Raw genomic sequence first — 25,896 nt, forward strand, 5'->3', positions numbered from 1 at the left:
GCACCTCCCCATTATCCGTGCCCCGCTCCCCGGTTCCACCGTGGACGGCCACTTCTTACGGGCTCATTGCTGACTGTTAATCGGTCATTACTACCTGCCAGACCGCAAGGCTGCGGTCGTCACTACACGAAACTACCCGATTCCGGAGTGCGGACCAAAATAACTTGTTCACCGACGTGCCGTGCCCCGCGCTCCGGGCCTTATCCACCACCCGCAGCAGCCGGAAGGTAGCGGCGTCCCAGAGCTTGATGGATTTGTCCATGCTGCCCGTTATCAGAAACTGCCCATCGGAACTGAAGGCCAGGTGATTGATGGTAAAAAGATGCGCTACAATACTTTGCTGTTCGCGGTAACCGGCCGCCACGTCCCACACCCGCAAATGGGCATCGCGGCCCGCCGTCACCAGCAAGCATCCATCGGGCGAGTACGCCGCCGTGAAAACCGAATTCGTGGAGCCGGCAAGGGTATATTTAACGGTCAGCGAATCAGCGTCCAGCACCCGGATCAATGCGTCGCTGCCGCCAATGGCCAGCTCGTTGCGCTCCTCGTGCAGCGCCAGGCAGCGCAGGCTTTTGTCGGATAGGGAAACCAGCTTCTCCACCCTAAAATCGTCGTCGTGCAGCACGGCCAGCGTGCCGTCGCCGAGGGCCACGTATACGCGGCGGCGGGCGGCGGAATGGACGATGTCGAAGATGGCAGCCGGCGGCAGGGCGATGGCGTGCCGCAGCTTTTTTTCGGCCAGGGAAATAACCTGGAGGCCCTGAAAGTTGTGGCCGATAAGCAGCAGGCCGCGCGCCGGCAGATAGCGCAGCGCGTACACCGAGTTTTCGACCCGCGCGACCAGCTCGCCATCCCGCTCGGGCTGGTCGATATCCCAGGCTACTACAAATCCATCGGAGCCGGCCGAAAAAACCGTGGCCTCGTTGGGGGTGCCGGCCAGGGCATACACGCAGTCGCGGTGGCCGGTGAGCGTGGCCAGTTTCTGAATCTGCGGACGAAAGAGCAAGGGCATAGCGAGCGGAGTAAGAGCCGGTTAAAAATTAGCATTGGCTAATGCTTCTAACCTCGAAACAAGTCGGAAAAGGCCTATTCGTGGTTGGGCAAGCATAGGGCTGAAGCCTTGGAAGTGCCCGGAACGGCGTTTTTGGAGTGTCTGAACTATAGACCAGGCCTGATTTTTAACCAGCTCCAGGGCCGAAAGTTAGCCCGGGGTTCGCAGCTTAACCTGATCTTCCCGCCGGGCGGCCGTTTTGTTGCGGCTTATCTGCTTGCTTTGTGCTTCCCTTCCGCCCTGTTTTCTCCCCCTATGCCGCTGCACACCGTTACGCCGCTTGCTTCGGATGCGCTGCTCGGCCTGTGGCACCTCACCGACTTACCTGCCGGGCTGCTGGCGCTGCTGCCTCAGCCCGACCATTACACCCGGCTGCAACCCGTGGGCCGCGACGAAACCCGCTCCTTACAATGGCTGGCGGGCCGCGCCCTGGCTCATACCCTGCTGCGGCAGCTCACGCCTACTCCGGCTCTGCTCCGCAATGATGTCAACGGGCGGCCCTTCTTCGAGCAGCTGCCGGAGTACGCGGTGTCACTCTCTCATTCCGGCGAGTGGGTGGCGGGGGTCGTGGCGGCCCGTGGACGAGTTGGCACAGATGTTGAATTGATCCGGGCTAAAGCTCAAAAGTTGGCTCCCCGGTTTTTATCGGAAACCGAACGAGCCGACGCCGGCGACGATGAAGCTAAAAACAGTCTCTACTGGAGTGCCAAAGAGACGCTCTATAAGCTGCATAGTCGCCGGGGCCTGGTGTTCAAGGAGCAGATTCAGCTCACCCCGTTTGGGCTGCGGGCGGCCGGTGTGCTGACGGGGCACCTGCTCACAGAAAACTCCCGCAGCCGACACCAGATTCAATACCAGCGGCTGGCCCCGGATTACGTACTTACCCACTGTTTTGAGCCTGATGCCCCTTTCCTTCTTTCCTGATTTCTCCCGCTCTATGTCCTTCCGCCGCATCTCCATCCTCGCCGCCGTTGCGCTGCTGTTCTGTACCGTGGCCGTCACCACGGCTCGGGCCCAGAGCCCTACCGTCAGCGACTTCACGCTGAAGAACGCGGCCAATGCCGAGGTGGCGCTGAGCAGCTACGCGCAGAAAAAAGCCGTGGTCGTGGTATTCGTCAACCCGGCCTGCGCTTTTTCCAAGCTCTACCAGAATCGGCTCAACGAGCTCAAGGCCCGGTACAGCGGCCGGGGCGTTGAGTTTCTGTTCATCAACGTGCCCATCAACCTGGAAGCCAGCGCGGCCGACACTGACGCGGAAAAGCTGAAGGTGAAAACGGCCGGCACCGGGTTGGCCTACCTCACCGACGAAGACCACCGGGCCAGCACGCTGCTGGGCGCTACCAAAACCCCCGAAGCCTTCCTGCTGGTGCCCACCAGCAATGGCTTTGCCGTCCGCTACAAAGGAGCCATCGACGATAATGCCCAGGTGGAAAGCTACGTGAAGGACCAGTATCTGGCCCAGGCCCTGGACAACATCCTGGCCGGCAAGCCCGCCGGCGTGGCCGATAAGCGCGCCGCCGGCTGCCTGATCAAGAAATTTTAAGCTGCGACCCAATGCCGGGTCAGTGCGAGGCCCGAAGCAATCCGTCCTGAGCAATGAAGCAAGCCTGGTTACCTTAGAAAGCCCCGCCGTATGATCACCGGTCGGGGCTTTCTACGTTAACCAGGGTTTCACTTCGCGGCGCGGCTACGTTGCTGGGGTTCGTTCAACGCTTCGCAAAGTGAAACTTCGCGTTACATTCTAATCCTCGTCCGCGCCGTCGTCTTCCCGGGGGTCGGCATCGGTGGTTGTGGCGTCGTCGGTGAGAATGGCGAGCAGCTTGCCTACTTCGGCGGACTTGCCGGGTTCCTGCATTTTCTCGAAGCTCATCATCAGGTTGCGCAGGGCGCGGCGCACGATGTCGAGGTGGGAACAGGGCTCGTAGAAAATATCGTTCGGCGACAGGTTGAGCTGGCCCACGTAGTGCTCGATGTCGGTGCGCGAGAGAATCAGGCCGCGGTTGTAGCAGTTGATGTAGAACGGCAGCACCGCCGGGTCGTCGGGCTGAAAGGTGAGCACGAACAGATTGGGCAGGTTCACGCCGAAGACGGGCAGATTCAGCCGCTGGGCCACCAGCAGGTAAATCACGCAGAGCGTAAGCGGGTTGCCGCGCCGGGTTTCCAACACCAGATGGAGCATGGAATTAGCCGGCGAATGGAAGTTCTGGGTGTTGGCCGAGAACTTATGGGTCCGGAACATTACGTAGTTCAGCGCCTGCACCTGGTCGGCGGGGTGCATGTCGGGGCGCAGCAGGGTCCAGACTTCGAAGCGCAGCTGCTCGATGGCCCGGCTCAGGGCCTGCAGGTCGGCATCGGGGTATTGGTAGGAGTTCAGCAGCCACATGCCTTCGAGCAGGTTCTCACTGCCCGAGTCGCGCCACACGCGCAGACGCTGCTGCAGGCCGCCGAACTGCAGATTGTGAATCAGGTCTTCGAGGCGCTGCTGCTGGGCCGGATCCAGACTCTCCTCCCACGACTCCTCCAGAAACGGAATGATGCTCTCGCCCAACGACTCAATCTTGCCCTGAATCTGGGGGGCGATTTCCGGGTCGTCGAGCAGGGAAATAAGGGCTTTAATTTCTTTGTTCGTCATTCAATGGGGAGAATGGCCCTGGTGCCATTCACAGGTTATGGCTGGTAATAAAGTGAAAAACCAGCCCGCAGTCCAGTTTTCCCGGCTGGCGGCAGCTTCACCTTTTCGCAGTCGGCCCGCACCGGCTTCTTATTCAGCCGCGTCGCCGTCCGGCTTACGGGATGCAATATCGGAGGAAATGCGGCAGAAAGCAGGATTCTTGCGGGTGGGGAGCTGGTAATGCTGCGTCTGGCGAGGTGTGGCAGAGCCGTTAATTTCTAGGCAGGCGTGTAGGTTGTGTTCTTTCAAACCACGTAAATTTCATGGCATTAGCTGATTTCTTTGCGCAAATTACAGACCCGCGTCGGCGGCAAGGCCAACGCTATCCGTTGCAAGGCCTGCTCTGGCTCATCTTCCTGGCCGCGGCCAGCGGCTACGTGAGCTACCGTAAAATCAGTGCCTTCGGCCGCAGTAACGCCGCCTTTTTCAGCGACTACTTCGCCTTGGCGCACGGCCTGCCCTAGCATGTGAGCGTGCGCAAGCTGCTACAAGCCCTTGACAAGAAGTCGCTTGCGCACGCTTTTAGCTAGTATTTCAACGACCAGGCCGTCGCGGGCGATTGGGTGGCCGGCGATGGCCAAAGCCTGCGCTCGACGGTGCAGCACGCTCAAGAAGCCGGGCAAACCTTTGTCTCGGTCGTGAGTCTGTATTGCCAGCGCACGGGCCTGACGCTGGCCCTGCAGGACTACACGGACAAGAAAACAGGGGAATCAAGCGTGATTCATGCCTTGTTGGATGGCCTGCAACACCGGGGCGTGGTGCTGACGCTTGACGCGTTGCATGCCCAAAAAAAACGGCTGCCGCCATCGTGACCAGTGGCAACGACTACGTGCTGCAAGTCAAGGGCAACCAGCCCAAATTGCGGGCTGCTATCCAGGCCCAACACCAGGCCGCCCCCGCCCCCGCCCGGGACTATACGCAAGTCCAGGAGCGCCGAAGCGGGGCAATTTGTACCTGGCAAGTAAGTAGTTATGCCTGTGCTGACCCCGTGTTGCAGACGGCCTGGGCCGGGCTGGCCCGCACCGTGGTCGTGGTCAAAACCGTGGTCCGCGGCGCGGTCAGCACCCGGCAAACACGCTACTATATCACCAGCTTACGCACGACACCGGTAGCCGAGTTGGCGGCGGGCATTCGCGGACACTGGGGCATCGAAAACAAGCTGCACCGCGCCCGCGACGTGCAGTTTAAACAGGACACGAATGGGATTCGCCACCCCCTGGCGGCGGTCAATGTCGCCTTGTTCAACACCTTGTCCCTGAATTACTTGCTGCTGCATACCCCCCTCCCTGTGAGCTATACCCAAGTGCACTTCGCCCAAAACTTCAAGCAGTTTTTGTCCCCTCATCCCTAGAAGTTAACGGCCCACCGGCTGCACCCCGCCGTGTCGCAGCTGAGCGTGTGGGTGAGCGAGTTTGCGCGGCTGAACCTGGCCGTGCGCCGGGTTTACATCATCGAAAACCTGACCTCGTTTCTGGCCTTCCCGGCGGTTGCGGATGCGGTGGCCGTCTGGGGCAGCGGCTTTGCCGTGAATTTGCTGGCGGACGCCGGCTGGCTCGGCGAAAAGCAGCTGTTTTACTGGGGCGACATCGACGTGCATGGCTTCCCGATTCTGGCGCGGCTGCGGGCCTGTTTCCCCGCCGCACAGTCGTGGCTGATGGACGCGGACACGTTCCGGCGCTACCACGGCGGCGGGCAGGGCGCGGGGTTCGTGGCGCAGGCCCTGCCCGGCCTCACGGAAGCGGAGCAGCCGCTCTACCAGGAGCTGCTGCGCACCAATGCCCGGCTGGAGCAGGAAAAGCTGCCGGCGGCTTACGTGGCGGCGGCACTACGGGCAACGGCCGGGCAATAGCTTTTTACCGCTGGCAGCGCCAACTTTGTAGCTGGCCGGGGCCTTTCCGGCCAGCTCCGCCTCACCTGTTGCCCGCCCGCTTATGTCGTTCACCCGCTCCGCCGCCGCCGATGACGCTGCCGATGCTGCCGCTGCCGCTGCCGCCGATGACGACTCCATCATCGACCTCACGGGCCGGCCGGCGGTCAGCATTCCGGCCCCGGCGGCCCCACTCGTTACGCCTCCGCTCATGCCTTATTTCACTTCTTACCACCACTACTCGCGCCCGGCGCAGCTGGGCGACTTGTACGAACAGCCGCTGGGCCTGCAACGCAACGAGGTAACCTAGCTCAACAAATTCCTCGCCCCCAACCACGCGTTTCTGCAGATTGAGGTGGCCCGGCAAACCACCGTGCGCCTCTACGTGGCGGTGCTGCACGAGCTGGAGCTTGGGTGCAAAAAGGCTGGCTCGACCCTGCTTAAGCGGGTGAAACAGCTGGAGGAAGAAACCGAGCACTACGACCACCACTACTACAACTACCGCTACATGAGCCGCGACTCGGCCGGGCCTAAGGTGGGCGCGGCCGTGTTTCTCACTCTTTTTCAGCGCTGCGAAAACGCCGTGCGCGAGCGGTATGGCTTCAGGCTGCTGGATGCCGACCTGTATTTCTCTGAAAAGAGCGACCCGGACCAGCGGTTCAACCACTACTTCGGCGACGTGCTGCCGGCCCTGCTGGCCCCGCTGGCCCAGGCCCTGCCCGCTCCCGACCCCGCCCTGGAACAAGCCCTCAACCTCGCCGACCCGAAACGCTGGTTACCCCGTTTTCAGCAGCTGCTGGCCTACCTGCCGGCCCAGCCAGCACAGTTTGTGGAAGAGGTATATGCACTGGGGCAGCAAAACGAGCGCAACCCCAACGTGGCCACCATCTACCAGCAGGCAGCCTGGGAGCTGGGCGCGGCCGGCCAGCAAGCCACCCTTCGTCTCTACCTGCACTACCTCTACCACGGGGCGCGGCGCCACCCCTTCAAGCCCAAACCCCTGCTGAAGCGGCTGCAGAAAGCCTTGTTTCCGCTGCCCGAGCACTTCCCGCGCTTCGAGAGCCTCACCTATGAGCTCATCAACACCCGCGACCTGCCCGCCGCGCTGGCCGCCGTGCCCACTATCTACTTTAAGGAGCGTCGGAAAATTGAGCGGAGCCCCGCCGCCGTGCACGCCGCCCGCCAGCAGCACGCCGGCACCGTGGAGTTGCTGAACGAGTACCTGCAAGACGAGCCGGCCCCGGTTCCTACGCCGCCAGTCGCCGCTTCCCGGCCGGCCCCGACTCCGCCCCGAAAAGCTAAAGCCAAAGCCACCGCGCCGACCAAAAAAGCCGTTGCGCCCGGTGCTCCCGAATCAGCCGCGGCCCAGCCCCAGGCCCTCACTTTCGCCGTAGCCCTGAGCGCGGCCCAGCAGGAGCTGCTGCTGCTTTTCGCCGGCCAGAGCCTGACCTTGCCGCGGGCCGACGTAGAAGCCTTTGCCCGGCAGCACGGAGCGTTGCGCAACCAGCTCATCGACGCAATCAACGAGGCCTGCTACGCGCGGCTCGACGACGTGCTGATTGAGGAAAGCGGCGACGACTACACCATTTACGAAACCTACTACCAGCGCATTACCGCATCATGCTAGACAACATCAAACCCAAAGAGGCCACGGCCATCATCAACTCGTTGCTGGGCGGCGTGGTGCCCAAGCTGGGCGTGCAGCACATCACGGTGGGCCGCTCGCCCGAGATTGAAGCCTTCCTCAAGTCGCTCGATGAGGTGAAGAACGGCCACAGCATGGTCAAGTTCTGGATTGGCGACTTCGGCTCGGGCAAATCGTTCATGCTGCACCTGCTGAACACGGTGGCGCTGAAGCAGAAATTCGTGGTGGCCAATGCCGACTTCACCCCCGACAACCGCCTCTACGCCAACGACGGCAAGGCCGTGGCGCTGTACTCGGCCCTGATGGACAACATTGCCATCCAGACCAAGCCCGAGGGCGGGGCCCTGGCTACCCTGCTCGAAAAGTGGATTGAGCAGGTGCTCACCCGCACTGCCGAAACCCACGGCATTGCCCTGCCCGATATCCGCGACGCGCAGCACCTGCCCAAGGTGCAGGCCGCCATCATGCGCACCATTCAGGAGCTGACCGACGTGGGCGGCTTCGATTTCGGCACCGTGGTGATGAAGTACTACGAAGGCTACATCACCGACAACGACCTGCTGCGCCGCCACGCCTTGAAGTGGCTTAAGGGCGAGTACCGCACTAAAACCGAGGCCCGGCAGGATTTGGGCGTGCGCGAAATCATCCACGACCTGAACTACTACGACATGCTCAAAAACTTCGGGCGGCTGTTCGTGAGCCTGGGCTACAGCGGGTTCATGATTAACCTCGACGAGGCCATCAACCTCTACAAAATCTCGACGGCGGGGATGCGGGAGAAGAATTACGAGAAGATTCTGACCATCTACAACGACTGTTTCCAGGGCAAGGTCAGCCACCTGTTCATCAACTTCGCCGGCACCCGCGAGGTGCTCGAAAACGAGCGGCGCGGTCTGTTCAGCTACCAGGCCCTGAAGTCGCGCCTGGAAACCAACAAGTTCGAAACCGCCGAAGTCCGCGACTTCGCCCAGCCCGTGGTGCGCCTGCTGCCCCTCACCCACAACGAGGTGTTCGTGCTGCTCCAGAAGCTCAAGGAAATCTTCGACTTCAACTACCACACCACGCTCGCCGTGTCGGAGGCCGATATTCACGCCTTCATGGAGGAGCTGTTCAACAAGCCCGGCGCGAGTGAGTTTCTCACGCCCCGCGAGGTGATCCGCGACTTTCTGAACATCCTCAGCCTGCTGCGCCAAAACCCCGGCCTCGACAAGCAGAAGCTGTTCGGCGACCTCCAAATCCGCGACGAACGGCCGGATGAGTCGGCCGTGGATGCGCTGCTGGATGGGATTGAGGTACTGTGATTTTTGAGCGGTCAGCGGTCAGCTATTGGCCGTTAGCTTTTTCTGAATCAGTTAACTACAGCGGGTTTATGATCGGGGTACGCTCCGGTCCGGCGGCTGAAAAAGCCGCCGGACCGGAGCCAATGACCGGTACCCCGATTCCGAAACCGCTATAACAAGGGAGCTGACCGCTGACCGCTAACCGCTCAAATATGTCCTTCGACCTGCTTGCCGAACCCATTCGCCGCTACGTGCGCGACCAGCGCTGGGAAACGCTGCGGCCCATTCAGGCGGCCGCCATTCAGCATATTTTAGCCAGCGACGACAACTTCATCCTGGCCTCGCGCACGGCCTCGGGCAAGACGGAGGCGGCGTTTCTGCCCATTCTGTCCAAGGTCGATTTCCGCCAGCCCGGCGTGCGGGTGCTCTACGTGTCGCCGCTCATCGCCCTGATTAACGACCAGTTTCAGCGCGTGGAGGAGCTGTGCAAATACCTCGACGTGCGGGTGACCAAGTGGCACGGCGAGGCCAGCCGCACCGCGAAAAAACAGCTCATCCAGCACCCCGAAGGCATCGTACTCATCACGCCCGAGTCGCTGGAAGCCATGTTCGTGAATGCGCCTTACAGCGTGAAAACCCTGTTTTCGCAGCTGCAATACGTCGTCGTCGATGAAATCCATTCCTTCCTGGGCACCGACCGGGGCACGCAGCTCCAGTCGTTGCTGGCGCGGCTGGGCGCGGTGCCGGCCGGCCGCTTTGCCGTGGTGGGCTTGTCGGCCACCATCGGCGACTATGCCGAGGCCAAGCGCTTCACCGGCGACGCGGCCCGCACCAAGGTGCTGCTCGACCGCACCGGCCGCGTCATGCTGACGCAGTTCCGCTACTTTCCGGCCACCGGGGCCGACCTGCCGCTGGACCTGCTCAAGGACCTGTATAAGCAAACCGCCACCAGCAAGGCCCTGATTTTCCCGAACAGCCGGGGCCTGGCCGAGCTCATTGCCGTGAAGCTGGGCCAGATTGCCGGGCGCGTGGGCGGCCATGCCAATTACTTTTCGCACCACTCGTCGGTCGATAAGGAAGTGCGTGAGTACGTGGAGCACTTCGCCAAGCACAACCAGCGCCAGCCGTTCTGCATTGCCTGCACCTCCACGCTGGAGCTGGGCATCGACATCGGCTCGGTGGATAAGGTAGTGCAGGTGAACGCGGCCCACTCCATTGCCTCGCTCATTCAGCGGGTGGGCCGCAGCGGCCGGCGCGACGGCGAGCCCAGCCAGCTGCTGCTCTACGCCACCGACCCGTGGAGCCTGCTCCAGTCCCTGGCCTGCTGGCTGCTCTACCAGGAAGGCTTTGTGGAGCCCCTGCGCCAGGCCCGCCACCCCTACGACCTGCTGCTGCACCAGGCCTTGTCCATCACGAAAGAGCGCGGCGGCCTGCCCCGCGCCGAGCTGCTGCGCCAGCTGCAAGCCAACGCCGCCTTCCCCGACATCGCGGCCCCGGAAATCAACGACATCCTGGACGAGCTGCTGCGCCTCGACTGGCTCGAAAGCCTGGGCCCGGAGCTGATTATCGGGGTGGCGGGCGAATTCGTGGTCAATTCGCGGGCCTTCTACAGCGTGTTCCAGACCGAGCCGGCCTACAAGGTGGTGCATGCCGGCAACACGGTGGGCGAAATTCCCTACTCGCCCCAGGTGCAGGAAAACGAGAACCTGCTGCTGGCCGCCCGCATCTGGAAAATCAGGTTCGTGGACCTGGCCGCCCGGCGCATCGAAGTCGTGCCGGCCCACGACGGCAAGAAGCCGCTGTTTTTCGGCGGCGCGGGCGCGGTGCATCCGCGCATCCGCGAAAAAATGCTGCACCTGCTGGTGGCCGACAGCCAGTATGCCGAGCTCGACGCGCCCAGCCAGGAAGCCCTGCGCGGGCTGCGCCAGGAGTTTGCCGGCTTCGCCTGGCCCGCCCAGCTTACCCACGAGCGTCCCGTCATCGTCAAGGACCAGCACCTGGTGCTCTACACCTTCACCGGCACCAAAATCAACCGCAGCCTGGCGTTCCTGCTGCAGTGCCTCGACGTGGAGGCTCCCTACGACGAGAGCACCAGCAGCTTCAGCCTCTGCCTCGCGCCCACCCGGCTGCCCGACCTGTTCGAGCAGCTTCGCCTGTTCGCCGACGACGTGGAATTTCACCTCACCCAGGCCGTAACGGCAACGCCGGCCCTGCTCGACTTTGCCAAGTGGAGCGCGTCGCTGCCCCTGCCCCAGCAAGTAGCGGTGTTGAAAGAGCGGTACTACGATTTCGGGGGTGCCAGCGCGTTTCTGCGCGACACGGTGCGGCTCCTCAGCCAGCAAGAGTCTGTTTGAGGTGATTTCCGAGGCCAGCAACCGTGTAGGGGCGGGGCTTGCCCCGCCCCTCGTTGAACGATTGGGGCCGGAGTCGTTCAACGACGGGCGGGGGCAAGCCCCGCCCCTACCGCGCATACCACTTCGCGACGAGGATACCAGCTTAATCAGGTTCTTATACCTACAGCGGCCTAAACAGCGCCCCCGGCCCGGCCTTCGGAATGCGGTAGGCTTTCAGGAAGGCCTTCAGCGCGGCCGGGTCGTGCTCAAAGGCTAGCACGTTGGCGGCCAGCTGCCGTATTTTGGCTTCCAGCAGTAGTTTCTGCCGCTGGTAGTCGTAGTCCAGCGCGGCGGCCGTGGAGAGCATGTAGTAGGGCTGCCCGGAGAAGTCCGACACGTTCAGCTGTTCCTCATACATGGCCTGGTCCAGCTCGCGGGCCTGCTCGCGCAGCAGCTTATTGTAATAGCTGAGCTGGTCTTCGGCCAGGTTTTCGAGGTGGCTCTGGTCGATGTGCTGCAGCTCCAGCTGCAGGCGCAGCAGCGTGAGCAGCTCGTTGGCCTCGTAGGCGGCGGTTACTTTTTGCAGCAGTACCGTCTTGCGGGCCTTTTCGGCTTCGTCGGGCTCCCGGTCGGGGTGCAGGGCCTTCACCAGGTCCATGTACAGCGTCCGCACCGATTTGGTGATGTTCTTTTCCTCGGCCTGCTTTTTGGCTTCAGCGGCCTGCTGCTTGGGGCTTTTCTTGCGCTGGGCGCGGCGGGCGGCCTGCTCCTCTTCCTGGCGCACGTACTCGGCTTCCTGCTCGGCCAGCTTCTGCTCTACGTAGACCCCGAACTTCTCCTTGGTGCTCACGTCCACGGCCGGGTCGAACTCGATGCCGAACTGCTGGGTGTAGAGCTGCTTCATCATTTCCGAAATCTGCAGATCGGCTTCGGCACCGGCTTCCTCGCTCAAGGGCGGGGCGTATTTGTCGAGGATGGGCTGTAGGTCGGTGTAGCCGCGGTCGGGCAGGTCGTGGCAGCCTTGCACGATGAGGTCCACGATTTTGGCACGCTCGGTTTTGGTGAGCTTGTAGGTGTCGTGGGCGCGGTCGAGGTGGCGCACCAGGGCGGCGCGCTGGTCGTTGTGCTGCGTCTGGAGGGGCCGGTACTCGGTTTGCACGCGCTGGCGCAGCCGGTCAGCGGCGGCGCGGAAGTCGGCCACGTCCTGTTCCAGCTTCTGGATGCGCTTGGTAAGCCGGTTGAATTCCTTCTGCGCTTTGGACAGCGACGAGCCGACCATGCCTGGAGCCTGAATGTGGACGAGCTGGGACGCGGTGGCAGCGGTTTTTTTGGCCATATCTAGAGCGGCTGTTTTAGGCGAATGAAGGGCATTAAGGCAGGTTTTCCTCTTGACGGAGGACCCAAAGATAGAAAAAGCCGCCAGCCTTAGCCTACCACTTTGCGCAGACACACGCTGTTGGTCACGCCCGCGTACTGCCCGTAGTTGGGGATGTAGACGTAGCCGCTTTTCTCGTAGAGGCGGATTGCCTCGGGCTGCTTTTTACCGGTTTCCAACACGCAGGCAGTATACCCCAGCTCCCGCGCCCACGCCTCCAGCTCCGCCAGCACCTTGCCGGCCACGCCCTGCCCCCGGTGCGCGGGCGGCACAAACATGCGCTTCACTTCCACCTCCCCGGCCGCATGCTCGCGAAATGCCCCGCAGCCCACGGCCTCACCATCAAGGTAAGCCAGCACGACGTGCCGGAGCACAGCCGCCTTATTCAGCTGGGCATAAAAGGCGTGCTCGCCGCCGTCGCGCACGGCCAGGTCGTGGTCGAGCAGGGTCACCAGGGTGCGGAAGTCGGGGTGGTCGGAAGTGGTGCGGGTCAGGGAAAGCATGCGGGCTGGTTTTGGCCGCAGGATAGGCAAAAAAGCGGCCCGCCGCAACGGGAGGTGCGGCGGGCCGGGAAGGACGATTGAACTTGCGGGTTAAGCTGCCGGGTCTTCAGCAGGCGGCATCCGGTCGGCCTGCACCTCTGCTACCTTACCATTCCGGGAAATAATGACGGGAGTCTGCTTGTAGCGTTTGAAGGCCAGCATATTATTGTAGGCCACGACCAGGCCTTTCCGTACCTGTGCGTTGATGTGCGCGGCCTGTTCCTGCTTAGTCATGATAGGTGGTGGTTAGCTGCCCCCAAATTTCCGGATTTGCTACGACAGTTTCGGCGGCGGTGCCTTCGGCAATGACCTGCGCCAGGCCCGCCGAGTTGTCGAGAAACATCCAGTCGTCCACGGCAGTACGATACTGCCCGAAAAACTGCCGCAACCCGCCTTCATAGCGCCGCCGAATCACCGGCTCCGGAATGTTGTGGCCGCCCTCCCGTACCCGGATGCGCACCCGCTCTACCGCTTCGTCGGCGGAATTAAGCCAGAAAAAGAACAGACTCACGTAGTACCCCCGCACCCGGGCCGCCTCGATAAAGGGCAGGTAGATGCGGGTAGCCAGCGTGGTTTCCAGGGCAAAGCTTTCCCCCGCCGCCAGCAGATCCTGCAGGCGCGTGAGCATCAGCCGTCCCGCCTGCACGCTCACCGTTTCCGGCTGAAACGGCGAGAGGCCCCGCGCAATTTCATCGGCATTCACGAACTCCCGGCACCCCAGCAGGTTGGGCAGCAGGGCGTAGGCGGCAGTGGTTTTGCCCGCGCCGTTGCAGCCGGCCAGGAGGTAGAGGGTTTTCATTGCTGCTGCTGACAGGATTTCAACATATCGTCAGGATTTTGCACGATTCTGCCGTCGGGGAATGCTTCCAGGAATTGACGCCCCAAGCGTTCATCCCGAAACTTCACCAGCGTGAAGGTGTAAGCTTCCCCCCAAAGTGAGCCAGTCAAAAGTAGAGAGAAGTAGTAACTTTTCACTTCTTCTATTTTCAACTGTTTATGAAAAAAAGCCGCTTTAGCGAAGCCCAGATACTGGGTATTTTGCGCCAACAGGACCAGGGCCAGACGGTAGTTCAGATTTGCCGGGAACACGGCATCAGTGAGCCCACCTTTTACGCGTGGAAAAGCAAGTTTGGGGGCATGAGCGTGAGCGAGTTGTAGCGTCTCAAGCACCTGGAAGACGAAAACCGCCGCCTCAAACAGCTCTACGCCGAGCTAAGCCTGGAGCACCAGGTCATTAAGGAGGTGTTGCGAAAAAAGTAGTCACCCCCACGGCCCGGCGCGCGGTGGCCCACTACGCCTGTGGGCGGGGACTAAGCCAGCGCCAGGCGTGTGCGCTCGTGGGCCTGGCCCGCGGCAGCTACGCCCCGCCCCCAGGTGGGGGCCGTGGGGGACTCCAACCCGCCGATGCCGACCTGGTTACCCGGCTGCGGGCGCTGGTGAAACGGCATAGTGGCTGGGGCTTTTGGAAATATTATTACCGGCTGCGCAAGCTACAGATTGTGGTCAATCACAAGCGCTTATGGCGTATTTATCAACTGCTGCGCCTGCAACTGGGTAAGCGACGGAAAAAGAAACGCCTGCCCGAGCGGATAAAACGGCCTCTGGAAGTGCCTGCGCAGCCCAACGTGTGCTGGTCGCTGGACTTTATGAGCGATGCGCTGACCGATGGTCGCCGCTTCCGTACCCTGAACGTGGTCGAGGACTGGAACCGGGAAGTGCTCGGTATCGAGGTCGATTTTTCGCTGCCCGCTACGCGGGTCGTCGCCTTGCTCACCACGCTGGTCCACCGCCACGGCAGCCCGGCCCGCATCCGGGTCGACAATGGCCCCGAGCTTATCAGCCAGGTGTTACAGACCTGGTGCCAGGAACAGGGGATTGACTTGCACTGGATTCAGCCCGCGAGTCCAACGCAAAACGCCTATATTGAACGCTTTAACGGCTCGTTTCGCCGGGAGCTGCTCAATGCCTACCTCTTTACCAGCCTGCGCCAGGTGCGCGAACAGTGCCTGAGCTGGCAGTACGACTATAACCATCTGCGGCCCCATGAGGCCCTCAACTTCTTAACTCCCATCGAGTTTCGCCAAGCTGCCTGACCTCTAGTTTTGACTGGCTCACTTTGAGGGGGAGCTTACAAAGGTGCTATCAAAGGCTACTATTTCAATTTCAGAAGATGCCAACTGAAATGCCTCTGGCTCGGTCCAAATCTGTCGATTACCATCAGCATACGGAACCTCCTCAAGTGGTATAGTAGGAACATTGCCAGCTACCCCACAGAAAATCCCCCATACCACTTGTATTTCCCGACCAGCAAATGTTTCATATACGATTTTACCAGGCACTACACTGTAGTATGGTACCGAGTTGTATGATTCTGATTGCCAAGTATCAATCAGTGGCGGCCAATCACCCAAACTTAAACATTGCAGTTCGGTAACCAGCCAGTTTAGATTTTCTACTTGCTGCCGAAGTGGTAGCAGGAGTGTACCCAAATTGGTTTGATATCCTTCTTCCAGAATAATAGTCATCACACCTGAATAACCCCCACATTGTACGCCTTTTCAATAGGCGCATGGTTGGCGGCCTCAATGCCCATGCTGATGACTTTGCGGGTTTCCAGCGGATCGATGATGGCATCGACCCAGAGGCGGGCCGCGGCGTAGTACGGGGAAAGCTGCTCTTCGTAGCGGGCTTTGATGCGGTCCAGCAGCTCCTTTTCGGCTTCGGGGGTGATGACTTCGCCTTTGGCTTTGAGCGTGGCCACCTGAATCTGGAGTAGCGTGTTGGCTGCCGCGGCTCCGCTCATTACGGCCAGCTGGGCGGTGGGCCAGGCCACAATCAGGCGCGGATCGTAGGCCTTGCCGCACATGGCGTAGTTGCCGGCCCCGTAGCTGTTGCCGATGATGACGGTGAACTTGGGCACCACCGAGTTGGCCATGGCATTCACCATCTTGGCGCCGTCCTTGATGATGCCGCCGTGCTCACTCTGGGAGCCCACCATGAAGCCCGACACGTCGTGCAAAAATACCAGCGGGATGCGCTTCTGGTTGCAGTTCATGATGAAGCGCGCGGCCTTGTCGGCCGAGTCGGAGTAGATGACGCCGCCCATCTGCATGCCGGTTTTCTTGCTCTTCACGATTTTGCGCTGGTTCGCCACAATGCCCACGGCCCAGCCGTCGATGCGCGCCAGCCCGCAGATCAGCGTCTGCCCGTACAGGTCCTTGTAGGGCTCAAACTCCGAGTTGTCGATCAGCCGGTTGATGATTTGCATCATGTCGTAGGGCTTGGCGCGGTCGGAGGGCAAGGTGCCGTAGATTTCCTTCTGCTCTAAAGCCGGCAAAACGGCGGCGGCGCGGTTGAAGCCGGCCCGGGGCAGCTCGCCCATCTTATCGAAGATGTTGCGGATGTGGTCCAGGCACTCCTGGTCGTCCTTGAACTTGTAGTCCGTGACGCCCGAAATTTCGGAGTGGGTGCTGGCCCCGCCGAGCGTTTCGTTGTCGATGGTTTCGCCGATGGCCGACTTCACCAGGTAGGAGCCCGCCAGAAATACCGAGCCGGTGCCATCCACGATCATGGCCTCGTCGCTCATGATGGGCAGGTAAGCGCCTCCCGCCACGCAGGGCCCCATGATGGCGGCCAGCTGCACGATGCCCATACCGCTCATCACGGCGTTGTTGCGGAACATGCGGCCGAAGTGCTCCTTGTCGGGGAAGATTTCGTCCTGCATCGGCAGAAACACACCCGCCGAGTCGACGAGGTAGATGATGGGCAGCTTATTTTCGATGCTGATTTCCTGGGCCCGCAGGTTTTTCTTGGCCGTAATCGGGAACCAGGCCCCGGCCTTCACGGTGGCGTCGTTGGCCACCACCACGCACTGCCGGCCCTTCACGTAGCCCATCATCACCACCACGCCACCGCTGGGGCAGCCGCCTTCCGCCTGGTACATTCCCTCGCCGGCAAACGCGGCAATTTCCACCTGGTCGCGGCCTTCATCGAGCAGGTAGGCTATTCGCTCCCGGGCCGTGAGCTTGCCCTTGGCCTTGTGGGCGGCAATGCGCTTTTCGCCGCCGCCGAGGGCTACGCGCTGCAGCTTCTGGCGCAGCTGAAAGGTGAGTTGTTTGAGTTGGTCTTCGTTTTTGTTGAACTCCAGATCCATGCGGGTGGGAAGGGTAGTGGTGGGAAGGGTAGTGGTGAGATGGTGAAGTTGGGAAATGGTGCGTTTGCTGTTCTGGCGGCGCAAGTGACGCAGGCCGAACCGCAAACGCACCATTTCACAACTTCTAGGACTTACGCAAAATGCTTTCACGCAGTGTTTCGCCGTGTTAAACCGCAGTGTTTCGCACTGCGGTTTAACACGGCGAAACACTGCGGTTTAACACGGCGAAACACTGCGTGAAATGGCACCAGGAGGGTTTTGCGTAAGTGCTAACTTCATAATCTCACCGTGCGTGCATAAAAAAATCCGCCCGGGGGCGGATTTCAAAGGTAAGGGTTCTGGCTTTAGCGGCTGGCCGGCTACTTGACGGTCGTCTTGATTTCGGCCTCTACCTCCGTGCCGTTGGGCTTGGTGGTGGTGGTTTCTACTTCGGTCTTGGTTTTCTTGTCCTTACCGCCGCCGCCGAACACCGAGAAGTGGACGTAGCGCTTCGGATTCGCTTTGAAATCCTTCATCAGCGCGTCGGAGCTGGCGGCGGTGGAGTTCAGGTTATTATACAGCGTGGTGTCGTTGATGAGCTTGCCAAGCGAGCCTTTCTGGTCGGTCAGGGCTTTGTTGACGCCGGTCATGGCCGTCTGGGCTTCGGTCATAGTGGCGTTGAGCTTACGCATGGCGGGGCCCACCGGGGCGCTTTTCAGCGAGTCGCTCAGCACGGCGAAGTTGGCCGCAATCCGGTCGAACTTACGGCTGGTCACGTTCAGGTCGCCGGTCAGCTTGGCCATGTTCGTGGTGATTTCGTTGATGTTGCGCTGGTTCATCAGCAGCAGGTTTTTCAGCGCTTCCGTCGAGCCCTGGGCATTGAGCAGCGTGGCCTGCAGGCTCACCTTGGCATCCTTGTTCAGAAAGCCATTGATCTTAATCAGCGTCGAATCGACGGTACCCAGCACGGGCAGGGCCTTGGCCTGGAAGGCGTCGGTGATGCTGGCCACGGTGTAGGATTTGAGCTCCTCGTCACCCTTGTAGATCTTGGAGTTCCGGCCCATGAAGAGCGTGATGGTCTTGCTGCCCAGCAACGAGCCCGACAGGCTGGCCACGGTAGAGTCGCCGACGATGACGCCTTTCTGCAGCTCCAACGACACTTTCACGCGGTTGCGCTCCTCAGGCAGCAGCTCCATGTGCTTCACCTGGCCGATTTTAATGCCGTTCAGGATAACCGGGTTGCCAATGGCCAGACCGTCCACGTTGTCGTACTTGGCGAAGTAAGTCCGGTCCGATGACAGCAGGTTGCTGCCTTTCAGGAAGTTGAAGCCCAGGTACAGGGCAGTCAAAGCGACGATGCCTAATAAGGCTACTTTAATTTCTCTCGACACAGTGGGAGCAGCTAGTAAATGAGGTGATGGGCCAGCGAAAGGGGCCAGAAAAGGCAGGAAAGCCCCTTATTCCCCGTTCATAGCTTCGAGTTCGTTTTTATAGTCCCGGAAAGCCCGGTAGATTCCTGCTGCCATATACGACTGCCCCGACTTATCGTTGAGGTAGCGTTCCTCGGCCCGGTTGGTGAGAAATCCCGCCTCAATCAGCACCGAAGGCATGGTCGATTTCCAGAGCACCAAAAAGCCGGCCTGCTTCACGCCGCGGGAGCTGCGGCCCACGGTGGTGCGGAACTGGCGGTCTACTTTCTGGGCGAAGCGGATGCTGTTCACGACGTGAGCACTCTGGTAGAGCGAAAAGAGAATGTGGTTCTGCGGCGAGGTCGGGTCGAAGCCATTGTACTGCTCCTTGTAGTTTTCTTCCTGCAGGATGACGGCGTTTTCGCGCTTGGCCACGGCCAGGTTAGCGTCGGTCTTGTGCGGCCCCATGGTCCAGACTTCGGTGCCGTAGGCCGATGGGGCGCTGGCATTGCAGTGGACCGAGATAAATAAGTCGGCGGCGGCCTTGTTGGCAATGCCGGCGCGGTCGGCCAGTTCTACGAACACGTCGGTTTTGCGGGTGTACACCACCTTCACCCCGGGCATATTTTCCTCGATCTGGCGGCCCAGCTCCAGAATAATTTTCAGGGCTACATCGGCCTCCCGGGCCTGCACGCCCGCGCAGCCGCGGTCTTTACCGCCGTGGCCGGCATCGAGCACCACGGTGCGCAAATGGTATTTACGGGGAGGCAGGCCGGGCGTACCGGGTACTACGGCCCGCGTGGGGCCCGCCAGAAGAAGTAAGCCGGCAGCGCAAAGAGCGACAATATTCCGCACAGAGTTCGTTAGTTGGAAGAGCTAGCCATTATCTTTGCAAACAGCCACAAAATAAACGATTAAAAACTACGTGGCATTGCCTGCGCCGTCCCGCCCGCCCCTTTTCTATTCCGCCGCCCGTCTGATGCGCGCCCCAGTGCTGCTGCTGCTGGTGTTGTTCGGGCTGGGGTTCGGCCCCGATGCCCGGGGCCAGCAGCGCCCCAAAAAGGCCGGTATCCCCGCCGTGGTACCCCGGCTGAATGTGGACGGACGCCCCACCACCAACGTTTTGCCGCCGGATACCACCCGCCGCCCCGGCGACTCGCTGCGCGTATCGGCCGCGCCCCAGGGCGATATCCAAACAACGGTCAGGTACGCCGCCAAGGATTCGATTCGGTTTGAGGTTCAGAACAAGCAGGCTATTCTCTACGATAAGGCCACCGTGGATTACGGCGAAATGTCGTTGAAAGCGGCCCGCATCACCGTCGACTACAGCAACAACCTGCTCACGGCCGAAGGCATCCGCGATACCACCGGCAAGGTGCGGGACAAACCCGTCTTCAAAGATGGCGCCACGCTCTACGCCGCCAGCCGTATCAACTACAACTTCAAGACCAGGAAGGGCCGCATTACCGATGCCGTGACGTCGGAAGGAGAAGGGTTCGTGCACGCGGAAACCATTAAAAAGAACGAGCTGAACGAGATTTTCGGCCGCAATGGCCGTTATACCACCTGCAATCTGGAGCATCCGCACTTCTTCATCAATGCCACCAGGATGAAGGTGATTCCCAAGGAAAAAGTGGTTACCGGTCCTTTCAACCTCATCATCGGCGACATTCCCACGCCGCTGGGCTTTTTGTTCGGCTACTTTCCCATGCCGGCCCAAACCCGGGCCTCGGGGCTCATTATTCCCACCTTCGGCCAAACGGCGGACCGCGGCTTTTCCCTGCGCAACGGCGGGTATTACTGGGTGCCGAACGAGTACATCGGGTTGCGCCTTACCGGCGACGTGTACTCGGGCAATGCGGCCACGTTTGGGGGCTTCGGGGTTACGGCGGAGATGCAGTACCTCAAGCGCTATACCTACGACGGGCGGGTAAACTTCAGCTACAGCCAGCGGCCCTCCGACCAGATTCTGCGCCCGGTGAACAACGCCGTCAACACCGATCAGGCTTACCGCCGGCCCCGTACGCCGCAGACGTTCTGGCTTACCTGGGCCCACTCGCCCACTCCCCGACCCGGCGGCGGCCGCTTCTCGGCCAGCGTACAGGCCGGCAGCACCGATCACAACCAGCAGAACTCCTTCGACACCCGGCGCTACCTGACGCCGTCGTTCAGCTCCACCATCAGCTACCAGAAGCAGGTCCGCAACTCGCCCATCAACTATGCCCTCACCCTGAGCCAGAGTCAGAACACGGCGACGGGCGCCATGGATTTTACGCTGCCCGACGTCACCGTGGGCGTGGCCCGGCAGTACCCCTACGAATGGCTGGGCCTGGAGCCGCGCGGCCGATTCTACGAGCAGTTTGCGCTGAGCTACACGCTCAACGGGCAGAACCGCCTGAGCAATGCCCAGACGACCCGCACCCTGGAAAGCGGCCTGCCCCTGCTGGGCGGCACCACCCAGACCACCCGTATTCCGGTGCGGCTCGACAACCTGGGGCCTTTGCTGCGCAATGGTCAGACGGCAGTTTCCCACCGGTTTGATATTTCACTGGGCAGCTACCCGGTGCTCAAGCATCTGAGCCTGCAGCCCACGGTGACGTACGACGAAAACTGGTACGGCAAGCGCCTGAACTACGAGTACGTACCGGCCGCCGAGGCCATCCGCATCGATACCGTGCGGGGCTTCAACCGGGTGTACCAGTATTCGGCGGGCTTGAGCATGGGCACCAACATCTATGGCGTGCTGCCCATCAAGGGTAAATCGATTCAGGCTATCCGCCACAAGCTCTCCCCCAATGTGAGCTACCGCTATTCGCCGGATTTTTCGCGCAACGACAACTACTACGTACTCAATCCCAACCTGGGCCGGCTGGCCAACAGCTCGGGCCAGCTCTACAACACGGAGGACCCGCGCTACCCCGGCGACCGGACCCGGCTGCTGAACCCGCTCAGCTTTTCGCGCTATCAGGGCTTTCTGGGCAGTATTCCCAGCGGGCAGCGGGTGAGTCGGGCTAGTTTCTCGGTGCAGAACTCCGTGGAAATGAAAGTGCGCGACCTCAAGGACACGACCGGCATCACGCCCTTCAAGAAAGTCAGTCTGATCGACGACCTCACCTTCAGCACCGGCTACGATTTCGCGGCCGATTCCCTGCGTCTGTCGGGCCTGTTTGGCGGTTTCCACACCCAGATTGCCCGCAAGCTGGACGTGCGCATCAACGCCAACTTCGAATTCTACCAGCGCGACTCCACCGGTCGCTTCGTCAACAAGTATCTGCTCAACCAGGCTAAGCCGCGGCTGATGCGGTTGTCGCAGGCGACCTTAACGTTGAGCTACCAGTTCAATCCGGCCGTGGGGCAGAAGAAATCGACGGTCCCGCGCACCGTGGCCCCTACCAACGACCCCGTGCTGGGCAGCCCCCAGCAGGTCAACCCCTACGAAGACTACATAGATTTTGCAATCCCCTGGGAGCTAAGTGCCAACTTCACCACCCTCTACTCCGATCCGGGTCCGCTGCCCAACCGCCCCGGGCGCCTGCGTCCCTCGGCGCTGGCGGCAGCGGGCCTGAGCCTGAGCGGTTCCATCAAGCTGACGGAGAAATTCCAATTGCGCTACACCACTGGCTACGACGTCAAGAATAAAGAAGTGTCCTTTACCACGCTCGATATCGTGCGCGACCTGCACTGCTGGCAGATCACCGGCAACTGGCGGCCTCTCGGCAACACCCGGGGCTACTTCGTGACCATCGCGGCCAAGTCGGCGCTGCTGCAGGACCTGAAGCTGAACCGTAACCGGACTTTTTTGAATCGTTAAACCGCTGCGCTATACTCGTCGCGCCGTAGGGTGCGGGGCTGGCCCCCGCCCGTCTACTTCCTTTTCGCGAACCACTTTGTGATGAGTATAACGGCTCGCAGGGCACCGAAAAAGGGGCCTGCTGCCCGACGGGAACAACCCAGGTCGGGAGGTGGGCCGGGGATATGCCGGAATTTTGGCACTTTTGGCCCCGGCTTTCCTTAGCCCTTCATCCTCCATCCTTAATTGCCCCCCATGTCGCAGCATAAAGAAGTGAAGCTCGTGACCACGCACCAGTTGCTGGCCATGAAGCAGCGCGGCGAAAAAATATCCATGCTCACGGCCTACGATTTTTCGATGGCCACCATTCTCGACGGCGCCGGCATCGACGTGCTGCTCGTCGGCGACTCGGCCTCGAACGTCATGGCCGGCCACGAAACCACGCTGCCCATCACGCTGGACCAGATGATTTACCATGCTCAAAGCGTGGTACGGGCCGTGAAGCGGGCTTTCGTAGTGGTCGATATGCCCTTTGGCTCCTACCAGGGCAACTCTTCCGAAGCCCTGCGCTCGGCCATCCGCATCATGAAGGAATCGGGTGGGCACGGCGTGAAGGTGGAAGGCGGGGCCGAAATCCGCGAGTCCATCACGCGCATCCTCACGGCCGGCATTCCGGTGATGGGCCACCTGGGCCTCACCCCGCAGAGCATTTATAAATTCGGCACCTACTCCGTACGGGCCAAGGAAGAAGCCGAAGCCCAGAAGCTGATCGACGACGCCCTGCTGCTCCAGGAGCTGGGGTGCTTCGCCATCGTGCTCGAAAAAATTCCTTCGGCCCTGGCCAAGCAGGTGGCCGAGCAGCTCACGATTCCCGTTATCGGCATCGGCGCCGGTCCCGACGTGGACGGGCAGGTGCTGGTAGTGCACGACATGCTGGGTATCACCAAGGAGTTTAAGCCGCGCTTCCTGCGCCGCTACGCCGAGCTGGCCGACCTGATGAGCGACGCCGTGACGCGCTACGTGAAAGACGTGAAAGACCGCAACTTCCCCACTCAGGACGAAGCCTATTAAATCAATGAGCAATTATCAATGAGCAATGAACAATTGTCGTTGATATGGTCCGCGGTGTTGCGCCATTGCTCATTGCTCATTATTAATTGTTCATTGCCAAAAAGTGAATCGTCCGAATATCTGGTCAGAGCAGAAGGAAATTCTGTTTGAAGACAATCACCTGCTCATCCTCAATAAGCCCGCCGGCATGCTCGTGCAGGGCGACAACACCGGGGATGAGCCTATTTCGGTGAAGGCCGCCGAGTACCTGCGCTTCAAGTATAAGAAGCCCGGGGCGGCCTTCGTAGGCGTGGCCCACCGCCTCGACCGGCCCGTGAGCGGGGTGGTGGCGCTGGCCAAAACCAGCAAAGCCCTGAGCCGCCTCAACGAAATGTTCCGCGACAACAAGGTGACCAAAACCTACTGGGCGCTGGTGGGCAAATGCCCGAACCCGACCAGCGGCCACCTCACCCACTGGCTGGTGAAAGACCCCATCCGCAACGTGACCAAAGCCTACACCGAGCGCCATGGCCAGGGGCTGAAAGCGGACCTCGACTATCAGGTGCTGGGCCAGGCCGGCAACCGCTTCCTGCTTCAGGTGAACCCCATCACGGGCCGTCCCCATCAGATCCGGGTGCAGCTCGCCACCGGCCTCGGCACGCCCATCGTCGGCGACGTGAAGTACGGTTTCCTCTCCCCCCTGCCCGACGTAAGCATTGCCCTGCACGCCCGCCAGCTGGAATTTGAGCATCCGGTGACGAAGGAAGCGATGTGCTTTCGGGCGCCGGTACCGGAAATAGCGCACTGGGACGCCGCCCAGGCCTTCTACCCGGCTTAAATTCATTTCCCGATCTTTTCCGAAGCCTCTCCAACCTTGGGGAGGCTTTTTAGTTGTTGTATCTCACGGGAAGCGGCTACCAGAATATTGCCTGAATAAGATTTTGGTCTTTTCGGCTCATTTATTGAACCCCGGCTGCCGTGACCGTAGTTTTGCCCCAGCAGGAGGAACTTATCGTTTCGGGTTCCTCTTCTGCGAGCTACGCGTTATTGCCTTCCAACTGCGGTTTTAACTTTTGACCGGCCCATGCCAATTCTCATTTTCTTCGTCGCCCACTACTACCTGTCGCTGTTCACGCAGACGTTTTATCTGCACCGGTACGCCGCGCACAAGATGTTTACGATGAACAAGTTTTGGGAGACCTTCTTCTTCCTGTTCACCTACATCTGTCAGGGCTCTTCCTTCCTGTCGCCCCGGGCCTACGCGCTGCTGCACCGCATGCACCACGCCTACTCCGACACCGAAATGGACCCGCACTCGCCGCTGTTCTCGTCGAATGCCTTCTCCATGATGTGGAAGACCAAGAACATCTACAACGACGTGCTGAACCACAATTACGCCGCGGCCGAGCGGTTTGAGGGTGATTATCCGGAGTGGGTATCGCTGGAGAAGTTCAGCGCCACCGCGGTTTCGCGCATCGGCTGGGGCGCGTTGTACGTGGCCTTCTACGTGCAGTTTGCCACCGCCTGGTGGATGTATCTGCTGCTGCCGATTCACTTCCTGATGGGTCCGATCCACGGTGCTATCGTGAACTGGGGCGGCCACAAATACGGCTACCAGAACTTCGACAACCACGACCAGTCCAAAAATACGCTGGCCCTGGATTTCCTGGCCTTCGGCGAATTGTTCCAGAACAACCACCACAAGCTGCCGATGCGCGTCAACTTCGGCGTGAAATGGTGGGAGTTCGACCCAACCTACGTGGTTATCTGGACGCTGGACAAGGCGCGTATCATCAAGATCAAGCGCAAGGTCACGGCCCAGAAACTGCGCGTCGCCGCGTAAGCAGCCTGAGTTGATCAATTTGAAGAGCCCCGACGTACGCCAGCGTCGGGGCTTTTTGCCGTAGGGCGAAGCTCTACTTCGCGACTCGTTGAACGACTACGGAATACACCCCACCGGCGCACGCGATCCGCGCAGTGGAGCTTCGCGTTACCAGCCGGGGCAATTCTTCATTATTAATTCTTAATTGTTCATTGACTTCCCTACCTTTGCACCTCATTTTCAACCAGACGCACGAGTTGCGTCGCTTAACCAACCCGGTTTATGGCAGTTAAAATCCGCCTCGCCCGTCGTGGCCGTAAAAAGGCCGCTCAATTCGACATCGTAGTAGCTGACGCCCGCGCTCCCCGCGACGGTCGTTTCATCGAGAAAATCGGTACCTACGATCCGAACACCAACCCTGCTTCGATCAACTTCGACGGCGAAAAAGCCTTCGATTGGATCATGAAGGGGGCCCAGCCTACCGACACGGTACGGGCTATGCTCTCCTACCGCGGCGTATTGTACCGGAAGCATCTGCAGCTGGGTGTCATCAAAGGCGCTATTTCGCAGGACGTAGCCGATGAGCGTTACACTGCCTGGAAAGAGCAGAAAGACGCTAAAATCGAAGGCAAGCGCACCACGTTGGGCACTGCCAAAGAGGAGTCGCGCAAGACTGCTCTGGCTGCTGAGACCAAAGTGAAAGAAGCGCGGGCTGAAGCTATCCGCAAGAAAAACACGCCGGCTCCCGTAGAAGCTCCGGCTGTTGCTGAAGGCGAAACGACCGAAGCTGAAGCGACGGCCGAAACGACTGAGGAAGCCGGCGCCTAGGCTTCCCGGTAACGTAGGTAGGAGGTGATTACGTGATTAGAATGCCCGCGGCTCAGGCTGCCGGACAAGCTAAGCCACCTGATCACCTCTTTCTTTTTACC

26 protein-coding genes and 1 pseudogene are annotated in these 25,896 nt (G+C 60.7%); 16 read left to right on the plus strand and 11 right to left on the minus strand.

All coding sequences use genetic code 11. The annotated features are described in order from the left end of the window. Positions 1-76 precede the first annotated feature (76 nt). Positions 77-1,012: a WD40 repeat domain-containing protein gene (locus tag ABD833_RS04435; RefSeq protein WP_345071245.1), complete on the minus strand. Its 936-nt coding sequence runs from the start codon at positions 1,010-1,012 to the stop codon at positions 77-79. Between the two features lie 294 nt (positions 1,013-1,306). Between ABD833_RS04435 and ABD833_RS04440 the strand changes: the two genes are divergently transcribed. Then, entirely contained in the window at positions 1,307-1,975 is a 669-nt protein-coding gene (locus tag ABD833_RS04440; RefSeq protein ID WP_345071246.1) for a 4'-phosphopantetheinyl transferase superfamily protein, read from the plus strand. A gap of 13 nt (positions 1,976-1,988) precedes the next feature. Beyond that, positions 1,989-2,594, plus strand: coding sequence for a redoxin domain-containing protein (locus ABD833_RS04445; protein ID WP_345071248.1), 606 nt, complete (start codon positions 1,989-1,991; stop codon positions 2,592-2,594). Between the two features lie 198 nt (positions 2,595-2,792). Here the strand turns inward: ABD833_RS04445 and ABD833_RS04450 are convergent, their stop codons facing one another. Further along, positions 2,793-3,683: a transglutaminase-like domain-containing protein gene (locus tag ABD833_RS04450; protein ID WP_345071250.1), complete on the minus strand. Its 891-nt coding sequence runs from the start codon at positions 3,681-3,683 to the stop codon at positions 2,793-2,795. A gap of 302 nt (positions 3,684-3,985) precedes the next feature. On the opposite strand from ABD833_RS04450, the gene ABD833_RS04455 reads away from it, so the two are divergent. The 8 genes from ABD833_RS04455 to ABD833_RS04490 all read left to right on the plus strand — a co-directional run bounded on the left by ABD833_RS04455 (position 3,986) and on the right by ABD833_RS04490 (position 10,868). Continuing rightward, the gene (locus tag ABD833_RS04455) at positions 3,986-4,186 is read left to right on the plus strand and encodes a transposase family protein (RefSeq protein WP_345071251.1); all 201 of its coding nucleotides are present in this window, start codon (positions 3,986-3,988) and stop codon (positions 4,184-4,186) included. A 132-nt stretch (positions 4,187-4,318) separates the two neighbouring features. Then, positions 4,319-4,534: a hypothetical protein gene (locus ABD833_RS04460; protein ID WP_345071252.1), complete on the plus strand. Its 216-nt coding sequence runs from the start codon at positions 4,319-4,321 to the stop codon at positions 4,532-4,534. Continuing rightward, the gene (locus ABD833_RS04465) at positions 4,531-5,073 is read left to right on the plus strand and encodes an ISAs1 family transposase (protein ID WP_345071253.1); all 543 of its coding nucleotides are present in this window, start codon (positions 4,531-4,533) and stop codon (positions 5,071-5,073) included. Before ABD833_RS04460 ends, ABD833_RS04465 begins: the two co-directional genes overlap by 4 nt. 30 nt (positions 5,074-5,103) lie before the next feature. Beyond that, the gene (locus ABD833_RS04470) at positions 5,104-5,571 is read left to right on the plus strand and encodes a Wadjet anti-phage system protein JetD domain-containing protein (RefSeq protein WP_345071254.1); all 468 of its coding nucleotides are present in this window, start codon (positions 5,104-5,106) and stop codon (positions 5,569-5,571) included. Between the two features lie 82 nt (positions 5,572-5,653). After that, the gene (locus tag ABD833_RS04475; RefSeq protein ID WP_345071256.1) at positions 5,654-5,899 is read left to right on the plus strand and encodes a hypothetical protein; all 246 of its coding nucleotides are present in this window, start codon (positions 5,654-5,656) and stop codon (positions 5,897-5,899) included. 45 nt (positions 5,900-5,944) lie between these two features. Then, positions 5,945-7,216, plus strand: coding sequence for a tellurite resistance TerB C-terminal domain-containing protein (locus ABD833_RS04480; protein WP_345071258.1), 1,272 nt, complete (start codon positions 5,945-5,947; stop codon positions 7,214-7,216). Further along, positions 7,210-8,535: an ATP-binding protein gene (locus ABD833_RS04485; RefSeq protein WP_345071260.1), complete on the plus strand. Its 1,326-nt coding sequence runs from the start codon at positions 7,210-7,212 to the stop codon at positions 8,533-8,535. The genes ABD833_RS04480 and ABD833_RS04485 overlap by 7 nt, the downstream gene beginning before the upstream one ends. A gap of 191 nt (positions 8,536-8,726) precedes the next feature. Next, positions 8,727-10,868, plus strand: coding sequence for a DEAD/DEAH box helicase (locus tag ABD833_RS04490; protein WP_345071261.1), 2,142 nt, complete (start codon positions 8,727-8,729; stop codon positions 10,866-10,868). A 160-nt stretch (positions 10,869-11,028) separates the two neighbouring features. On the opposite strand, the gene ABD833_RS04495 is transcribed toward ABD833_RS04490, so the two are convergent. The 5 genes from ABD833_RS04495 to ABD833_RS04515 form a co-directional block, all read right to left on the minus strand. Then, positions 11,029-12,183, minus strand: a complete 1,155-nt coding sequence (locus ABD833_RS04495) for a hypothetical protein (protein WP_345071263.1) — start codon at positions 12,181-12,183, stop codon at positions 11,029-11,031. An 89-nt stretch (positions 12,184-12,272) separates the two neighbouring features. Next, positions 12,273-12,725 (minus strand): GNAT family N-acetyltransferase, encoded by a 453-nt coding sequence (locus ABD833_RS04500; protein ID WP_345071264.1) that lies wholly within the window; start codon positions 12,723-12,725, stop codon positions 12,273-12,275. 90 nt (positions 12,726-12,815) lie between these two features. Beyond that, on the minus strand, positions 12,816-12,998 hold the full coding sequence (locus ABD833_RS04505) for a hypothetical protein (RefSeq protein WP_345071265.1): 183 nt from the start codon (positions 12,996-12,998) through the stop codon (positions 12,816-12,818). Next, positions 12,991-13,563 carry an ATPase gene (locus ABD833_RS04510; protein WP_345071266.1) on the minus strand — a complete coding sequence of 191 codons (573 nt, stop codon included), beginning with the start codon at positions 13,561-13,563 and terminating at the stop codon, positions 12,991-12,993. The genes ABD833_RS04505 and ABD833_RS04510 overlap by 8 nt, the downstream gene beginning before the upstream one ends. Then, positions 13,560-13,754 (minus strand): hypothetical protein, encoded by a 195-nt coding sequence (locus ABD833_RS04515; protein ID WP_345071268.1) that lies wholly within the window; start codon positions 13,752-13,754, stop codon positions 13,560-13,562. The genes ABD833_RS04510 and ABD833_RS04515 overlap by 4 nt, the downstream gene beginning before the upstream one ends. Before the next feature lie 6 nt (positions 13,755-13,760). Here ABD833_RS04515 and ABD833_RS04520 point away from each other — a divergent pair. Further along, a pseudogene (locus tag ABD833_RS04520) lies at positions 13,761-14,857 on the plus strand (IS3 family transposase). Between the two features lie 18 nt (positions 14,858-14,875). On the opposite strand, the gene ABD833_RS04525 reads toward ABD833_RS04520, so the two are convergent. The 4 genes from ABD833_RS04525 to ABD833_RS04540 all read right to left on the minus strand — a co-directional run bounded on the left by ABD833_RS04525 (position 14,876) and on the right by ABD833_RS04540 (position 19,160). Then, on the minus strand, positions 14,876-15,289 hold the full coding sequence (locus ABD833_RS04525; protein WP_345071269.1) for a hypothetical protein: 414 nt from the start codon (positions 15,287-15,289) through the stop codon (positions 14,876-14,878). Next, positions 15,289-16,917 (minus strand): acyl-CoA carboxylase subunit beta, encoded by a 1,629-nt coding sequence (locus ABD833_RS04530; RefSeq protein ID WP_345071370.1) that lies wholly within the window; start codon positions 16,915-16,917, stop codon positions 15,289-15,291. The genes ABD833_RS04525 and ABD833_RS04530 overlap by 1 nt, the downstream gene beginning before the upstream one ends. A gap of 359 nt (positions 16,918-17,276) precedes the next feature. Beyond that, positions 17,277-18,287 carry an MlaD family protein gene (locus ABD833_RS04535; RefSeq protein ID WP_345071270.1) on the minus strand — a complete coding sequence of 337 codons (1,011 nt, stop codon included), beginning with the start codon at positions 18,285-18,287 and terminating at the stop codon, positions 17,277-17,279. 66 nt (positions 18,288-18,353) lie between these two features. Next, entirely contained in the window at positions 18,354-19,160 is an 807-nt protein-coding gene (locus ABD833_RS04540) for an N-acetylmuramoyl-L-alanine amidase family protein (protein ID WP_345071271.1), read from the minus strand. 124 nt (positions 19,161-19,284) lie between these two features. Between ABD833_RS04540 and ABD833_RS04545 the strand changes: the two genes are divergently transcribed. From ABD833_RS04545 to ABD833_RS04565, 5 genes are all read left to right on the plus strand, one after another. Beyond that, a complete protein-coding gene (locus ABD833_RS04545; RefSeq protein ID WP_345071272.1) occupies positions 19,285-22,116 on the plus strand; it encodes a putative LPS assembly protein LptD in 2,832 nt (943 codons plus the stop codon). A gap of 234 nt (positions 22,117-22,350) precedes the next feature. Next, on the plus strand, positions 22,351-23,166 hold the full coding sequence (gene panB / locus ABD833_RS04550; protein WP_345071274.1) for a 3-methyl-2-oxobutanoate hydroxymethyltransferase: 816 nt from the start codon (positions 22,351-22,353) through the stop codon (positions 23,164-23,166). Positions 23,167-23,269: 103 nt separating this feature from the next. Continuing rightward, positions 23,270-23,983: an RluA family pseudouridine synthase gene (locus tag ABD833_RS04555; RefSeq protein ID WP_345071275.1), complete on the plus strand. Its 714-nt coding sequence runs from the start codon at positions 23,270-23,272 to the stop codon at positions 23,981-23,983. A 246-nt stretch (positions 23,984-24,229) separates the two neighbouring features. Further along, positions 24,230-24,988 (plus strand): acyl-CoA desaturase, encoded by a 759-nt coding sequence (locus ABD833_RS04560; protein ID WP_345071276.1) that lies wholly within the window; start codon positions 24,230-24,232, stop codon positions 24,986-24,988. Positions 24,989-25,249: 261 nt separating this feature from the next. After that, entirely contained in the window at positions 25,250-25,795 is a 546-nt protein-coding gene (locus ABD833_RS04565) for a 30S ribosomal protein S16 (protein WP_345071278.1), read from the plus strand. The last annotated feature ends 101 nt before the right edge of the window (positions 25,796-25,896 follow it).

It is taken from the genome of Hymenobacter fastidiosus (assembly GCF_039539565.1).
In the GTDB taxonomy this organism is placed as follows: Bacteria; Bacteroidota; Bacteroidia; order Cytophagales; family Hymenobacteraceae; genus Hymenobacter; species Hymenobacter fastidiosus.

What these genes read in the sequence shown, in the direction of transcription:
- ABD833_RS04505 (WP_345071265.1), bottom strand. Translation starts at nt 12,998, where the DNA reads ATGACTAAGCAGGAACAGGCCGCGCACATCAACGCACAGGTACGGAAA.
- ABD833_RS04545 (WP_345071272.1), top strand. Translation starts at nt 19,285, where the DNA reads ATGCGCGCCCCAGTGCTGCTGCTGCTGGTGTTGTTCGGGCTGGGGTTC.
- ABD833_RS04450 (WP_345071250.1), bottom strand. Translation starts at nt 3,683, where the DNA reads ATGACGAACAAAGAAATTAAAGCCCTTATTTCCCTGCTCGACGACCCG.
- ABD833_RS04440 (WP_345071246.1), top strand. Translation starts at nt 1,307, where the DNA reads ATGCCGCTGCACACCGTTACGCCGCTTGCTTCGGATGCGCTGCTCGGC.
- ABD833_RS04490 (WP_345071261.1), top strand. Translation starts at nt 8,727, where the DNA reads ATGTCCTTCGACCTGCTTGCCGAACCCATTCGCCGCTACGTGCGCGAC.
- ABD833_RS04560 (WP_345071276.1), top strand. Translation starts at nt 24,230, where the DNA reads ATGCCAATTCTCATTTTCTTCGTCGCCCACTACTACCTGTCGCTGTTC.
- ABD833_RS04525 (WP_345071269.1), bottom strand. Translation starts at nt 15,289, where the DNA reads ATGACTATTATTCTGGAAGAAGGATATCAAACCAATTTGGGTACACTC.
- ABD833_RS04455 (WP_345071251.1), top strand. Translation starts at nt 3,986, where the DNA reads ATGGCATTAGCTGATTTCTTTGCGCAAATTACAGACCCGCGTCGGCGG.
- ABD833_RS04475 (WP_345071256.1), top strand. Translation starts at nt 5,654, where the DNA reads ATGTCGTTCACCCGCTCCGCCGCCGCCGATGACGCTGCCGATGCTGCC.
- ABD833_RS04500 (WP_345071264.1), bottom strand. Translation starts at nt 12,725, where the DNA reads ATGCTTTCCCTGACCCGCACCACTTCCGACCACCCCGACTTCCGCACC.
- ABD833_RS04495 (WP_345071263.1), bottom strand. Translation starts at nt 12,183, where the DNA reads ATGGCCAAAAAAACCGCTGCCACCGCGTCCCAGCTCGTCCACATTCAG.
- ABD833_RS04445 (WP_345071248.1), top strand. Translation starts at nt 1,989, where the DNA reads ATGTCCTTCCGCCGCATCTCCATCCTCGCCGCCGTTGCGCTGCTGTTC.
- ABD833_RS04565 (WP_345071278.1), top strand. Translation starts at nt 25,250, where the DNA reads ATGGCAGTTAAAATCCGCCTCGCCCGTCGTGGCCGTAAAAAGGCCGCT.
- ABD833_RS04485 (WP_345071260.1), top strand. Translation starts at nt 7,210, where the DNA reads ATGCTAGACAACATCAAACCCAAAGAGGCCACGGCCATCATCAACTCG.
- panB (WP_345071274.1), top strand. Translation starts at nt 22,351, where the DNA reads ATGTCGCAGCATAAAGAAGTGAAGCTCGTGACCACGCACCAGTTGCTG.
- ABD833_RS04510 (WP_345071266.1), bottom strand. Translation starts at nt 13,563, where the DNA reads ATGAAAACCCTCTACCTCCTGGCCGGCTGCAACGGCGCGGGCAAAACC.
- ABD833_RS04530 (WP_345071370.1), bottom strand. Translation starts at nt 16,917, where the DNA reads ATGGATCTGGAGTTCAACAAAAACGAAGACCAACTCAAACAACTCACC.
- ABD833_RS04435 (WP_345071245.1), bottom strand. Translation starts at nt 1,012, where the DNA reads ATGCCCTTGCTCTTTCGTCCGCAGATTCAGAAACTGGCCACGCTCACC.